Origin of the sequence: Vibrio sp. B1FLJ16 (assembly GCF_905175385.1) — a bacterium.
In the GTDB taxonomy this organism is placed as follows: Bacteria; Pseudomonadota; Gammaproteobacteria; order Enterobacterales; family Vibrionaceae; genus Vibrio.
Genome location: NZ_HG992750.1, coordinates 1,335,372 through 1,348,456 on the forward strand (window position 1 = coordinate 1,335,372; position 13,085 = coordinate 1,348,456).

Consider the following 13,085-nt stretch of genomic DNA (forward strand, 5'->3'; position numbering starts at 1 on the left):
TTTTTCCTTTCTATTTTCTAATTGTTGGATACTTTTGGCATTGCTTGCTTCATTTCCGAAGTCAATACCTGAATACATGCCTGAGCCAATGAGACAGCCCAGAAACTGCCCGCCAGAGTGAGTACAAGGCTGCGTTCTTTAAGCTCAATTAAGCCTTTGTCCTGCCATACTTTAAACAGCGGTGTTAAGTAATCGAATGTGTTCTCACCCATAAATGTAGGTAATTTGCTGGATTGGACAATACCACGGTCAAAACCAGACTTAAGCGCTGCAAAGAGAGGCTCTAGTTGGCTCTGCTTCATCATCATAGCGACGGTACTTTGTCCTTCATTTACGGCTTTGATATAAGTATCTAATGTACGGTGTTGCATCATTCCGTAGCCACCAATGTTGCCTCCGGCACCACATCCAACAGGTAAAACCTCAGCGTATGTTTTCGCTAAGCTGTTGTACAAGCTGCGTTCACGGTTATCGATTGCCCAGTGATTGACACTCAGCTGCTTCATGTGATGCTCTGCCATGAAATTCACGCCTAGCTCATACATGCCCGCTTTTTCTGGCGTGGTTGCCGGCGGTGGTATTTTCCCTTTTTCTACCAGGTTCAGCATTGGCGCACTGCCCCCAACGACCAGCTGGTATAGGTCCAGACCATGAGCACCTGTCGACATGAAATCTTTTAAATCTTGTTCCAGTATTTCTGTTGTCTGATAAGGCAGGCCATAAAGTAGATCGATGATGACGGGAATTTTGTCTTCTTTCGCCAGTTCTGAAATACGTTTGAGGACGTCCTCTCTGTCATCCAGACGCTTCGCACTACGACGAACCTGAGTATTAAAGCTCTGTACTCCAAATGAAAAACGGTTAAAGCCGCCATCTAATGCACCTTGGTACAGTTCATCAGAAAATCGGTTAATACGCCCTTCAAGGGTAATTTCACAATCTGCCGCTAATGGGAAATGGTCATGGATTGCCTGCCCCAAGGTGCGGACTTGCGCCGGTGACAGATCGGTTGGCGTCCCGCCACCAATGTACACTGCATGAAAAATACCACTTTGAGTCCAGGGAAGAGCCGCTTTTTCACGTAGTTCTGTCATCAGGGCATCGAAGTATTCATCAACCAGTTTACGACTTGCCGCGTTTTGAAAGAAATTACAAAAGGTACAACGAACACGGCAAAACGGTACGTGAATGTACAAGCAACGCTTTCCACCTTCTCTTCCGGTATCAGAAGTTATATTGGAGAGAATCGCTCCCTGTTGGGGAGGAGGCACCGGAACACTCATACCTCCAGCGTGTGCTGATTGCTTTTTCGCAAAAGCAAACCGTAAAGGATCAGGGTTATTACCCCCCAAAACCAATTCATCATAACTATGAATATTAACGCTCATATAAACTCGCTTAATCCCCGAGCCCCAAGGGACAGAGGTAAATTTCAAAAGTACTGACAGGATCATAATTTGACGTTAATGATAATGCAATTGATAATTGATCTTATTAGCAATATAAGTGATAATAAATCCAGTTTGATAATGATTACCAATTGCGAGATTGAACCGTGAACTTACAAAGATATGTCATTGCCGGAGGTGCTTCTTTAGCGTTACATGCCGCGCTTTTGTTTGTCTCTAATGAGACAAAAGTCTTTGCTATGCCAGCGGGGAATCCTGCCAGCTCGGTTAGTCTGAATCTGGTTGCAGCTCCGAAACTTGCTCAGCCTGTTGCTAAAGAAGAAGTCGCAGAGCTAAAAGAGCCTGAAACTCAAAAAAAAACCTGAGCCCAAACAAGTACCTCAGCCCGTTAAAAAACCGGTCGAGAAACCGGTAGTCAAAAAAGAAGCGGTTAAGAAAAAGTCTGTAGAAAAGAAGCCTGAACCGGTTCAAAAACTGAAAAAAACTAAGCCTCCTGAGACTGTCGCCAAGAAAGAGCCAAAACCGGAAAAACAGGACGAAAAGAAAGTCGCTAAAGAGCCCGTACCTGAGCAGGCAACTAAACAACCTTCACAATCTAAAGGCGTATCGTCTCAGCCTGTACTGGTAAACGAGCCAACTTTTGTCTCTCAACCGGTCTCACCGCGCTATCCGCGTTCTGCACGTAAAAGAGGTATTGAAGGTGTGGCGCTATACGAAATTTGGCTCGATGAAAATGGTAATCAAATCAAGCAGGTACTTATTGAATCTTCTGGTGCTGAAATGCTTGACAGTTCAGCACTGCGTGCCATCAAACAGTGGCAGTTTTCACCACATATTACTGGCGGGCAACAAGTTGCTCACCGAGTTCAAATCCCAGTTCGTTTTAAGTTGGATGGATAATGGAACAGCTACAACAATTACAAACACAATTCGGTCTGATGACATGGCCTTTGATCATTTGCTCTGCACTTACGGCAATGATCATCGCTGAAAGACTATTCCAGGTATTCATTAGTATCGGTGTCGGAAAACGTGCCATTCGCCAGAAATTGACCGGCGTCGATCCAACGCAAAGCAAAGATATAGAAGCTCTGGCAGAAGAGCTGTCTGGTAAGCGCCCACTATTATATCGCGGTGTCGCGATGTTACTGGCTCATCACTCTTTCTCTAAGTCTTTGCGCGAAGATGCTGCAGGTATCTGGTTACAGGATAAACGTCATCAGCTGCATTCTGGTCTGCGTCTGCTTACTTTAATTGGTGTGATAAGCCCTCTAATTGGCCTTTTAGGCACAGTATTGGGTCTCATCGAGATGTTTAAAGGCATCGCGGTATCTAGCGGCAATATCACCCCGAATGATTTGGCTGATGGCCTCGGTTTAGCAATGCGCACAACGGCCGCGGGTTTGATCATCGCACTACCAGCGATTTCAGGTGCTCAGCTTATTGGTTTGTGGGCAGATCGGGTTATTGCAAAACTTGAACACACACTGAACTACGTAAACCTGTGGCTGGAAGGGATCTCCCTGCAACACGTTTCTCCGGAAAGCAAGAAAGTTAAACCTTCAGCTTCTCGTGCAGCTGAGGCGGCCGCTCCATGATTAAGACTCCACAAAACAATAGTCGCCACGGCCTAACACCAGACCTGACGCCATTGTTAGATATCATTTTCATCGTGATGGTATTTCTGATGCTGACAACCGCGGTCAAGCTCGACTCTCTGGACGTCAACTTACCCAGCTCAGATTCTCAAGCAGTCGCTAGTGTCGAGAAAAAATCCATAACGGTGAATATCCTCAAAGAAGAGCCGCACTGGGCTATTAACGGTAAAGCTTATATCGACTGGGAAAACTTCAAAATTGCCTTACTCGAAGAGAGTAAATCAACAGACAAACCGATTGTGATTGGCGCTGAGAAAATGGCGAACATTCAATCACTGGTTCAGCTTCTTGGCTTTTTACAAGAAAACGGAATTCAGGCCACTCAACTTCTCACTGAAGAGTCGCAATAACAAGAACATAATATAGAGACCATTTTAATGAAGAAATCACTTTCACCAGCTCGCGCAGTTCTCACTACCGCAGTCACATTGCTGGCAAGCGCGAACCTTTTCGCCAATGAGGCTCTTTCCTCAGAGCGCGTTGTCAGTGCCGGCGGTGCAGTCACGGAATTACTACTTGCTCTCGATGCTAAAGACAACCTTATCGCTGTAGACGTAACAAGTGAGCTACCACAAGATTTAGAATTGCCAAAAGTAGGATATCACCGTCGTCTGTCTGCTGAAGGTTTACTGGCTTTAAGCCCGACTAAACTGATTGGCTCGGATGAAATGGGCCCGAATACTACATTAGATCAACTCAAATCGGCGGGTGTTAAAATTGAAGTCGTAAACACAGAAGCAACGGTTACAGGCCTTCTAGACCGCATCGAACAGATTGCAAATATTATGGACCGCAAAACACAAGCGGCATCCCTAAAGCAAACTGTAACCGAACAGATCGAATCACTAGAAAGTAACCAGCCTGCAACTAAAGATAAGAAAAAGGTACTGTTCCTACTTATCCATGAAGGCCGACCAGCGAATGTCGCCGGCTTAGATACAACACCGGATGCAATCATCAAACTGGCGGGGGCAGAAAATCCGGCAGCGGACAAGTTATCTTCATACAAACCACTTTCAACAGAAGCGATGGTTGAAATGCAGCCAGACGTAATTTTAGTAAGTGGTCGCAGTTTTGCTAAGTTAGGCGGTGCAGACGCACTGTTAAAAGCAATGCCACTACTCGCAGCAACACCTGCGGGGATCAATAAAAACTTCGTGACTATAGACGGACATGCACTTGTTGGTGGTCTTGGCCTGAAAAGCCTTTCAGAAGCTAAGCGCCTGAACGGCCTGCTTTACCCATAGAGATTTACCATGCTGTTAAGACGTATCCCTTTATCATCAATTCTGCTGGCTCTTTCCGCCTTTTTAGGGCTTGTTGCAGTCTCTTCGATTACCGTTGGACCGATGAATATAGGCTTCTCAGATAGTCTGAGAAGCTTGGTCGGAGCGGGCTCCGATCTGGCTCCACACATCCAACTTGTAATCAATGAGATTCGCCTTCCTCGTACCATTCTTTGTATGTTTATCGGCGCAATACTGGCAATCTGTGGGGTTGTAATGCAGGGGTTATTCCGTAACCCTCTTGCTGAACCGGGCATTATCGGTGTATCGGCTGGTGCCGCTCTCGGCGGTGCTTTTGCCATTGTGATGTTTGCGGATTTCAGCCAAAACTACCCGCAGCTAATGAACCTTGCAGCGCTGCCGCTGTTTGCTTTTTTGGGCGGCTCTCTCACGACTATTTTGGTTTATAAATTAGGCACTAATAAATTTGGTACCTCTGTCACCATTATGCTGCTGGCTGGCGTAGCAATCAGTGCTCTATCCGGTGCGGCTATCGGTTACATGAACTTTGTCGCAGATGACCAAATGCTCAGAGATCTATCACTCTGGTCTATGGGCTCACTTGCTGGCGCGAAATGGTCTGGCATTGGACTTGCCGCGGTTACCTTAGTTGCACTTTTATTCTGGTTCCAGAAAAAAGCCATGGCATTGAATGCTTTTCTGTTAGGCGAATCAGAAGCTCGACATCTGGGGATTCCGGTACAAAGACTAAAGCGTCAGCTTATTATCCTTTCCGCTGTCGGCGTTGGTGTTACTGTCAGTATTTGTGGTGCGATTGGTTTTATCGGTCTAGTCATTCCACATTTGGGTCGTATGCTTGCCGGCCCTGATCATCGAACGCTACTGCCTATTTCCGCTCTGTTAGGCGCTTTACTGCTTACTGCCGCAGATATGTTTGCTCGCGTAGCGGTTGCTCCGGCAGAGTTACCGGTTGGGATCGTAACAGCACTTATCGGTGCGCCATTCTTCATCTACTTACTGTTCCAACAAAAAGGAAAGATACTGTAATGAACCCAAACGTTTTGTCAGGCAGGAATATTTCGATGAAGTACGGAAGCCGGGTTGTATTAGATGACATCAGTATCGATATTCGTGCTGGTGAAGTAACCGCACTGCTAGGTCCAAATGGTGCCGGTAAAAGTACCTTGCTGAAACTGCTTTGCGGTGAAATACCTTCGCATAACGATATCGAATATTTCGGTCAGGCTAAAGATTGCTGGCAGCCAGAAGATATCGCGAAGCACTTAGCAATGTTACCTCAACACAGTACACTAACTTTTCCTTTCCTGGCTCGCGAAGTCGTTGAACTAGGCGCAATTCCGCTTGCTGTGTCTAATAAAGAGACCAGTGCGCTTGCGTTACACTACATGGAAAAAACCGATGTTTTGCACCTCGCGGACAGGCTATACCCTGCTCTTTCTGGTGGTGAAAAACAACGTTTACATCTGGCACGGGTATTGACGCAGCTGCATCAGTCCGGAGAAAAAAAAAATATTAATGCTGGATGAGCCTACATCTGCATTAGATCTTGCCCATCAGCACAATACATTAAAGATCGCCCGCGAGGCAGCTAAAGCTGAAGGAGCTGCGGTTGTGGTCGTACTGCACGACCTGAACTTAGCCGCTCAGTATGCCGACAGATTGGTTTTGCTTCATAACGGAAAACTGGTCTGTGATGCCAGCCCCTGGGAAGCCCTCACGCCAGAACGTATTGAGCGAGTCTATGGTTACCAGTCAATCGTAACCAAACACCCGAGTCTGGACTTTCCCCAAGTTCACTCTGCAGCATAAAAGAGACTAGGTACATCTCACCTGATTGCCTGTCGCTCCCCCAATAAAAGAAAGCCCTAAGAAAGAAAGCCCCGCTTATTGTTAGCGGGGCTTTCTGTATATTCTTTCGGTTACTTACTCATATGAATTAGCGAGCGACCAATTAACCACTCGAGCTCTTTGTCACCACCTTCGCCAAACTGGCTGTCGACCATCTTATAAAGACGTTCAATACCATTCGAAGCAAATTCCTGAGCATTTTCAGAAGTGACGATATGATGGAACAAAAGCTTCAAAATAGCCTGGAATTCAGTATCTTCTAAAGCCTTCATCCAGCTGCTGGAAAACGCATCCAAACCTTTGTCAAATTCAAGGTGTTCGACAAAGAGTTTAAACATACGCGCATCAAGTGCAGCAGTAAAATCCGTTTTTTTAGGGAAGTGATGACTAATACCGGTACGTGATACACCAGTCTGCTGACTCAACGTCGTGTACGACATTTTATCGTAACCAAGTCGAAGTAGTTGATCGACCACTGCGTCCATAATCTTCTGAATAGTTATTTCAGTATCTTCTTTACTTCGCTTTGGCATTTTTTAATTTCTTCCCTTTTAAATCCGTCTGAATCACAACCCAACGTGGCCGAAAAGACGTTATCCTTAGTTATATTCTGTTCTCCGAACCCAAACCCTGCGCTTCAGTCAGTGCAGTATCGCATTTAGTAATAACCGATTTTTTGGTATTTTTTTTTGCCGCAGCATTCCATGCTAAGCCAGACAAAAACTAACTATCATCAGAAAGTTGTAATAACCCATCAATCGAAGCGATAAAAAAAGTTTGGAACGATGATCAAATTAATACATTAGTTCAATTAATACTCTTATAAATTTCTTGACAGTTCAACTAAGCAAATACGAAACCCGTTGTTAATAAGGGATATTCCTCTTAAATATTGATACATATCACATTAAACACTCATGCCTGTCTCGATTAATCAATAAGATAGCGTCCACATTCCTCAGGTTTTTATGCAGAATCATTCATTTTGCTAGATAGAGATCAAATACCTGCTAAAATACCCTTAGTTTTTTAAGAGGATTCGTTATGAGTATCGATTTAGAAGGTAACCAAGTCTGTGAAGCGTGTGGCTGTGCAGGTGAGATGGGCTTTATCATCAAAGAAGGCGATGAAGTGGCGGACGTAACGGTTTTCGCAGATTCTAAAGCTGCTCTAGAGTCTGAAATAGCGGCATACGTTGAGTTGGCAAAATCAGTCAGCGCTAATGTTGAATATAATGTCTCTGATATCTCTGAAGAGTCTAAAGAAGCGTCTGCTCGCTTTAAGTTTGAAGTGAGTGCAGAAAAGCTGATTTTTGAATTAAAAACGCGCACTCTGGCGCGTTAATTTGAATTAGATTTAAAAGCGAGCAATCAGCTCGCTTTTTTGTTTTTCTTTACCGTTACCCATTTAAGTGAGCCGTTCGTCTCAAAGTCGTTTTCATTCGCACAAACTATGACCACGTCATCGACTTTGATCACCGCCCCTACGGTATAAGCCTTGTCATCGTAGTAACAAATCCTTTGCCCTAACTTTCCATCAGCCACGACCAAAGCTTTACTGTCCGTAGTACCATACGTTTTTGCGAAAAGAGAGCCTGACAGCAAAGTCATAGCAGCGCACGCAATCATCGCAACGCGTTTAGTCTTCATATATATCTCCTTCAATTTAGTACGATATTAACAAGAGCTCTGAGTAAGATCTTGGCAGAATCTCAAATTATGGCGACCCAACCTGACCCCTTAGCATGTGAGTTAATAAGGAAATTGCTAAGGTATAGCCGATACTCAAACTTTAGGATATGCTTTGGAACGCTATCTCTAACAAAGTAATCGGCTATGCGTTTCATTTTACTACTTATTTCACTAGTAGCGTTCAGTACTCCCTCGCTCGCTTACGAGCTGAATTACTACTCTAAACTTGGCCATATCGACAACTACGGCAACCTGGATCTTCGTAACAAGCCTTATACCCGTTTACCATCGGGCTTAGCAGTTAAAGGGAATCTGAACATTTCCCAGACACCAATTACCACATTGCCCAAAGGGCTGGATGTTGGCGGCAGCTTAGATGCCACAAACAGCGCACTTAAAACCATCAGGCCCGGAATCAAGATAAAAGGATACGCGAATTTATTAGGCAGCCAGATCGAAAACTGGCCGAGAGGAGTTACGCTGGGTGGTTATTTAAACCTTACTGATAACCCGCTGAAAGCGTTACCAGCGAGGTTGCGTGTCCGTGGTGACTTAAGCGTCATACGAACACCATTGACGGCGCTTCCTGAGGGATTAATAGTGGATGGAAATCTTTATATAGGTGGCTCTGCGCTTACAGAATTTCCCGATACCATGACAGTGAAAGGAAATATCTTTCTAGGTGGGAACCGGATAACTAAATGGCCGGGTAATCTAACTTTGGGTGGCGCTGTCGCACCTTAGAAACAAAAAAACCTCAGGACAGAGCCCGAGGTTTTTGAATCACTATATACCCAAGTGACTTCAAGATGCAGGATTCAGAGCATTGTCACTGATTCAAGTTCAAGGAAAGCAACGCGGCGGAATAGCGAGCTATTTCCAAGTTGTTTGACGAGGAAATTGTGTCAGTGACATGCTCCCAAAGGGCGAGTTGTCTTGGCTTGCATACTTTGTTACCGATTTTTGATTTAGAACCACTAGATCATCAAATCGTTGCCTCGTCTGCAACCCAAGTCACTCTCGCTGAACCGAGCATCTCGAAGTTACTTGGGTATACCTGTTAAAAATAGCAACTAAGCCAGTAAAGACATTACTCTATATTATTTACTGGGTTCGCGTAACTCGCGACAAGGTAAGGGCGAGCACCTTCAGGCAGTTGCTCAAGCTTCTCAGCCAGTTGGCGTTTCACCTTTTCCTCAATATCAGCTTCATCACGACCTGCTGCGAGTAAGTTCATAGGATACAGGCGATAATTGTTATGAATTTGGCGGTCGATCTCTCCGGCCAAAGATTCTGGCGTTTCGAATTCTTGCTCAATCACATCACCGAAAGCAACATGGATTCGGCCTTTGTAACCGATGATACCTTGAATGATACTTTCAATATCTTCAAATTCGCCTTTCTCGTAACGGCCGCTTTCTGCTTTCGCAAACAGCTCTTTCGCTTTCGCAATATCGCAAGGATCGTTTTCATAAGATATTGAAACAGGAACGATTTTTAATGAGTGAGTGTACTCGCCAAAGCTGATCTTTTGCTTACGCCCTTCAACATGAAACATCTTCAGAATCGCAGGATCCGTAAAGTCATTGCCATCTTTTGCCCGGCCCTCTTTTTGCGCGATCCAGATAGAGTTGCCTGTATCGAGAGAGTGTTTAATGTAGCTAGACAGCTGCCCCAGCGTTTTCATCATCTCACGCGGAGCTTTTGCTGAACGCTTCACGATAAAGCTCTTGTTCAGTCGCATTAGTTCTGTCGTACACGGCTTCTTAAGAAGATTATCGCCAATGGCAATACGCACCGTACGATGGTGACTTTGGTGTAAACCATAGTTAACCAATGCCGGGTCCATCGCTATATCACGGTGGTTAGAGACAAATAAGTAAGAGGTATTTTTATCCAGCTTATCCAGACCAGAAAACGTAACACCGTCTGTTGTCTTGCTTAGCATATCTTCAAGGTATTTTTTAACTTCAACCTGAATTGCTTCTACTGAGGTCAGTTTGCTCCACTTCGCTTTAAGGTACATTCGAACGATTGGGCTCATCAGCGTCTTAAACCATCCGGCTTTGTTAGCAAAACGGTGATCAAGAATCGCAGTGATAAATTCGTCATCTTTAATCAGACGATCCAGCGCAGCTGGAATTTCTTCGTCATTATATGGACGAATTTCAATATAAGGGTCGGTATTGGCAGTCATTGTTAATTACACATCTAAAAAAGCTGGCATATTTTACGCATAGTTTTGCTGTGTCGCAGCATTTCAGCCCATATTTTTAACATGGTCATACCAGCAAAGCTACACTTGAATAAGCTAAAAAATTCATTCAACCGGTTGGAATCCTATAGGTTTAGCGTTACGCTTAGCGCCTTAAAAACTTTGGTAATCATAATGAACTACGCAATTGAATTTCACGACGCTAATTACCCTTTTCTTGATGTTACTGCGCGAAAAAAAGCGCTAAAACACAGCCTAATTTCTGTGGTTGAAGGGTTAGTGATCATAAAATTGGGTAAGCATGAGTATGCCATTGAACCTGGACAATATTTCTGGATTCCTCAGGGATGTTTGAGCTCCCTCACCTTTTTACCCAATTCGCGTGTACATCGATGTGATTTTTCAGTGCGTTTGAGTGATAATTTTCCCCAGCAAGCTGGTTTTATAAAACCATCAATGCTTCTGAGAGCTTTGGTAGAGAAGCTGCCGACGGCCGAATCGCGTTCGGATATTCAGCTAGACCTGCTGGTTGTTGTAAAGCACGAAGTAGTGACACTTTCTCCCGCACTTGCTAGTTCAGCATTAAGCAAAAGTATCAACCAATGGAAGCCTGGATGTGAAGCGCGTATTTCTCGGGAGCTATGCTTAGTATTAACCCTACGAGAAGCTCGTAAGATGAAGCTGTCCGGGAAAAAAGAAGCCGTAATAGTTGACGAACTCTTCGCAGGTAATAATGAAGAGTACGAACAACTTTGTTTCTTAGTTTTTGGCGAGACTTTGTAACCAATCCTCTATCAACAGTGGCTGACAGGTATCTTATCTGTCTACTAAAACAAAAAAGCGTACATATCTAGGGTCTAGAGGTACGCTTTTTTGGTTTCTAAAACGGCAATTCTATCTGCATCATCCAGTCGGCGTCGTAGTATTCATGCCAACGGTAGTCCAGACGCATTCTTGGTTCGCCATCACCTTTGTTACCGAATCCAACGCTGAACATCAAACCATGACTCAGAAGCCACTCTTCAGTGTTCATCTTACTTTCTTCTTCCTCGAGTTCTTCTGGCATCCAAATGCCTAACCCGAAATGATTTTTTTGCAGGTTTCTGGTGAGAAGCGGCATTTCATTCTGCTTAAACGCCCACTCTTCCCAATATTTATTTGTAGACCTATCCAGTTTGGTTTTAGAAGTAGCCCAATTCAGTGTGCCGGTAGTAAGCACTCCGACACTGTCAAAAATCTCTTCACATACAGGCATAGTATTGTCAGCAAAAACGACAGATCGATCAGAAACATAGTTACACGCCGTACTAGCTTGCGATACCACAAGCAATGCGCATGCACTAAATACGGCTACTCTGACCATGGAATTTAACCTCTTAATTACCAGATAAAGTTTCTCGATATAAGCCTTCGTTACGCAATAACTCACTAACTGTCGTTGTTGTAAAAGAGCTGATGTCTTTTCCAACCATCAACGCATTACGAATATCTGTACTTCTAATTTTTATTTTTTCCGGACAAGCCATAACTGTCCAACGTTCTGTAATTTCCTGCGCTTTATAAAACTTAGCAAACTTGAAGAAATTATCAGGACCAATGACAAAAGTTATATCGGCCGCCGTATGAACTTCTTGAGCTTTTTTTAGTAACGCATAAGTCGTCACACTCTGCCCAGGTTGGTATAAAGATTGCTCTAAATTCGAACGCTGAACATTAGAAAGCCCCATATCTTTGATGAACGCATCCACCAACTTGCACCGGGTCGGGTAATCCAACATTTCCTTGCCCCATGCATGTGCAATGCTGGGTTCAAGAAGCACAAGATCAAAGTGGCTCAGAGACTCAATAACACTTTTGTGACCTAAACTCGGTGGATTAAATGCACTACCAAAAATGGCGATTTTTTTCATATCCGCTGATTACCTCGGCTAAGAGAGTTTTCTAATCTGATGATTTCGGTATGATACTACTAATCTTTAAAGCTTTTTGACACTAAAGCGTTGCTTGTGAGCCGCAGTTGAGTAGATTACTACCTTTTGTCTACGGTGACTGGGGTGCGCTTAACAATTTAACGCTCTTGGTGTCTGATATATATGTAGGAAAAGGAACCCTAAATGGAACAATCCATCCGTGATGAAATGCGCGTTCTCCCTTCTATCGATCCGCATTTCGAAATTGAACGCCGTGTGGCTTTTATCAAGCAAAAACTGAAAGAAGCAGGTTGTAAGTCACTTGTGCTGGGCATCAGTGGCGGTGTTGACTCAACTACGTGCGGCCGCCTTGCTCAACTAGCGGTCGACCAGCTTAATGAAGAAAGCGCTACAAATGACTACCAGTTCATCGCAGTACGTCTTCCGTACGGTGAGCAAAAAGATGAAGATGAAGCACAGCTTGCGTTATCTTTTATCAAACCAACACATTCTGTTTCTGTAAACATCAAACAAGGTGTAGACGGATTGCATGCGGCTTCTAACTTTGCACTTGAGGGCACTGGCCTTCTTCCGAGTGACGCTGCAAAAGTAGACTTCGTCAAAGGTAACGTAAAAGCACGTGCTCGCATGGTCGCTCAATACGAAATCGCAGGTTACGTTGGTGGTTTAGTACTAGGAACGGATCACTCAGCTGAGAACATTACCGGTTTCTACACTAAGTTTGGTGATGGTGCATGTGACATGGCACCGTTGTTCGGTCTGAGCAAACGTCAGGTACGTGAAGTCGCAGCAACTCTGGGAGCGCCGGAGCTACTCGTTAAGAAAACACCAACTGCCGATTTGGAAGAACTTGCGCCGCAGAAAGCAGACGAAGATGCATTGAATCTGACTTACGATCAAATTGATGATTTCCTGGAAGGCAAACCTGTTTCACAGCAAGCGAGTGATCGCTTAGTTGCGATTTATAAAGCAACACAGCACAAACGCCAGCCAATCCCGACAATTTATGATTAAATAATAAGTTCCTAGGCCCTAGGATTATAGGGCCTAGGAACTTGATGAACA

Annotated in this window: 14 protein-coding genes and 2 pseudogenes; 10 read left to right on the plus strand and 6 right to left on the minus strand. The window is 44.3% G+C overall.

From position 1 onward, the window contains the following. Positions 1-17: 17 nt before the first annotated feature. The gene (gene hutW / locus KHN79_RS19920; RefSeq protein ID WP_182008973.1) at positions 18-1,388 is read right to left on the minus strand and encodes a heme anaerobic degradation radical SAM methyltransferase ChuW/HutW; all 1,371 of its coding nucleotides are present in this window, start codon (positions 1,386-1,388) and stop codon (positions 18-20) included. Between the two features lie 167 nt (positions 1,389-1,555). Between hutW and KHN79_RS19925 the strand changes: the two are divergent. The 6 genes and pseudogenes from KHN79_RS19925 (at position 1,556) to KHN79_RS19950 (ending at position 6,144) form a co-directional block, all read left to right on the plus strand. Further along, positions 1,556-2,309 (plus strand): annotated as a pseudogene (locus KHN79_RS19925) (energy transducer TonB). Further along, positions 2,309-3,007, plus strand: coding sequence for a MotA/TolQ/ExbB proton channel family protein (locus KHN79_RS19930; RefSeq protein WP_182008971.1), 699 nt, complete (start codon positions 2,309-2,311; stop codon positions 3,005-3,007). The pseudogene KHN79_RS19925 and the gene KHN79_RS19930 overlap by 1 nt, the downstream one beginning before the upstream one ends. Beyond that, the gene (locus KHN79_RS19935) at positions 3,004-3,417 is read left to right on the plus strand and encodes a biopolymer transporter ExbD (protein ID WP_182008970.1); all 414 of its coding nucleotides are present in this window, start codon (positions 3,004-3,006) and stop codon (positions 3,415-3,417) included. Before KHN79_RS19930 ends, KHN79_RS19935 begins: the two co-directional genes overlap by 4 nt. Positions 3,418-3,444: 27 nt before the next feature. Further along, positions 3,445-4,314, plus strand: a complete 870-nt coding sequence (locus KHN79_RS19940) for an ABC transporter substrate-binding protein (protein ID WP_182008969.1) — start codon at positions 3,445-3,447, stop codon at positions 4,312-4,314. A 9-nt stretch (positions 4,315-4,323) separates the two neighbouring features. Beyond that, positions 4,324-5,361, plus strand: coding sequence for an iron ABC transporter permease (locus KHN79_RS19945; RefSeq protein WP_182008968.1), 1,038 nt, complete (start codon positions 4,324-4,326; stop codon positions 5,359-5,361). Beyond that, positions 5,361-6,144 (plus strand): annotated as a pseudogene (locus KHN79_RS19950) (heme ABC transporter ATP-binding protein). The gene KHN79_RS19945 and the pseudogene KHN79_RS19950 overlap by 1 nt, the downstream one beginning before the upstream one ends. Before the next feature lie 110 nt (positions 6,145-6,254). On the opposite strand, the gene KHN79_RS19955 reads toward KHN79_RS19950, so the two are convergent. Then, positions 6,255-6,716, minus strand: coding sequence for a TetR/AcrR family transcriptional regulator (locus KHN79_RS19955; protein ID WP_182008966.1), 462 nt, complete (start codon positions 6,714-6,716; stop codon positions 6,255-6,257). Between the two features lie 511 nt (positions 6,717-7,227). On the opposite strand from KHN79_RS19955, the gene KHN79_RS19960 reads away from it, so the two are divergent. Beyond that, a complete protein-coding gene (locus tag KHN79_RS19960; protein ID WP_182008965.1) occupies positions 7,228-7,527 on the plus strand; it encodes a DUF406 family protein in 300 nt (99 codons plus the stop codon). Positions 7,528-7,553: 26 nt separating this feature from the next. Here the strand turns inward: KHN79_RS19960 and KHN79_RS19965 are convergent, their stop codons facing one another. After that, complete coding sequence (locus KHN79_RS19965; RefSeq protein WP_182008964.1) at positions 7,554-7,832, minus strand: DUF1496 domain-containing protein; 279 nt, start codon at positions 7,830-7,832, stop codon at positions 7,554-7,556. A 186-nt stretch (positions 7,833-8,018) separates the two neighbouring features. Between KHN79_RS19965 and KHN79_RS19970 the strand changes: the two genes are divergently transcribed. After that, complete coding sequence (locus tag KHN79_RS19970) at positions 8,019-8,618, plus strand: hypothetical protein (RefSeq protein WP_182008963.1); 600 nt, start codon at positions 8,019-8,021, stop codon at positions 8,616-8,618. A 346-nt stretch (positions 8,619-8,964) separates the two neighbouring features. Here KHN79_RS19970 and KHN79_RS19975 read toward each other — a convergent pair whose 3' ends face one another. After that, positions 8,965-10,071 carry a 1-acyl-sn-glycerol-3-phosphate acyltransferase gene (locus KHN79_RS19975; protein WP_182008962.1) on the minus strand — a complete coding sequence of 369 codons (1,107 nt, stop codon included), beginning with the start codon at positions 10,069-10,071 and terminating at the stop codon, positions 8,965-8,967. Between the two features lie 192 nt (positions 10,072-10,263). Here KHN79_RS19975 and KHN79_RS19980 point away from each other — a divergent pair, with 192 nt between their 5' ends. After that, complete coding sequence (locus tag KHN79_RS19980; RefSeq protein ID WP_182008961.1) at positions 10,264-10,872, plus strand: AraC family transcriptional regulator; 609 nt, start codon at positions 10,264-10,266, stop codon at positions 10,870-10,872. 97 nt (positions 10,873-10,969) lie between these two features. On the opposite strand, the gene KHN79_RS19985 is transcribed toward KHN79_RS19980, so the two are convergent. Together KHN79_RS19985 and KHN79_RS19990 are read right to left on the minus strand one after the other, a co-directional pair. After that, positions 10,970-11,452: a hypothetical protein gene (locus KHN79_RS19985; RefSeq protein ID WP_182008960.1), complete on the minus strand. Its 483-nt coding sequence runs from the start codon at positions 11,450-11,452 to the stop codon at positions 10,970-10,972. A gap of 13 nt (positions 11,453-11,465) precedes the next feature. Next, entirely contained in the window at positions 11,466-11,999 is a 534-nt protein-coding gene (locus KHN79_RS19990; RefSeq protein ID WP_182008959.1) for a nicotinate-nicotinamide nucleotide adenylyltransferase, read from the minus strand. A gap of 204 nt (positions 12,000-12,203) precedes the next feature. Here KHN79_RS19990 and nadE point away from each other — a divergent pair, with 204 nt between their 5' ends. Then, positions 12,204-13,034 (plus strand): ammonia-dependent NAD(+) synthetase, encoded by an 831-nt coding sequence (gene nadE, locus KHN79_RS19995; RefSeq protein ID WP_182008958.1) that lies wholly within the window; start codon positions 12,204-12,206, stop codon positions 13,032-13,034. Positions 13,035-13,085: the final 51 nt, after the last annotated feature.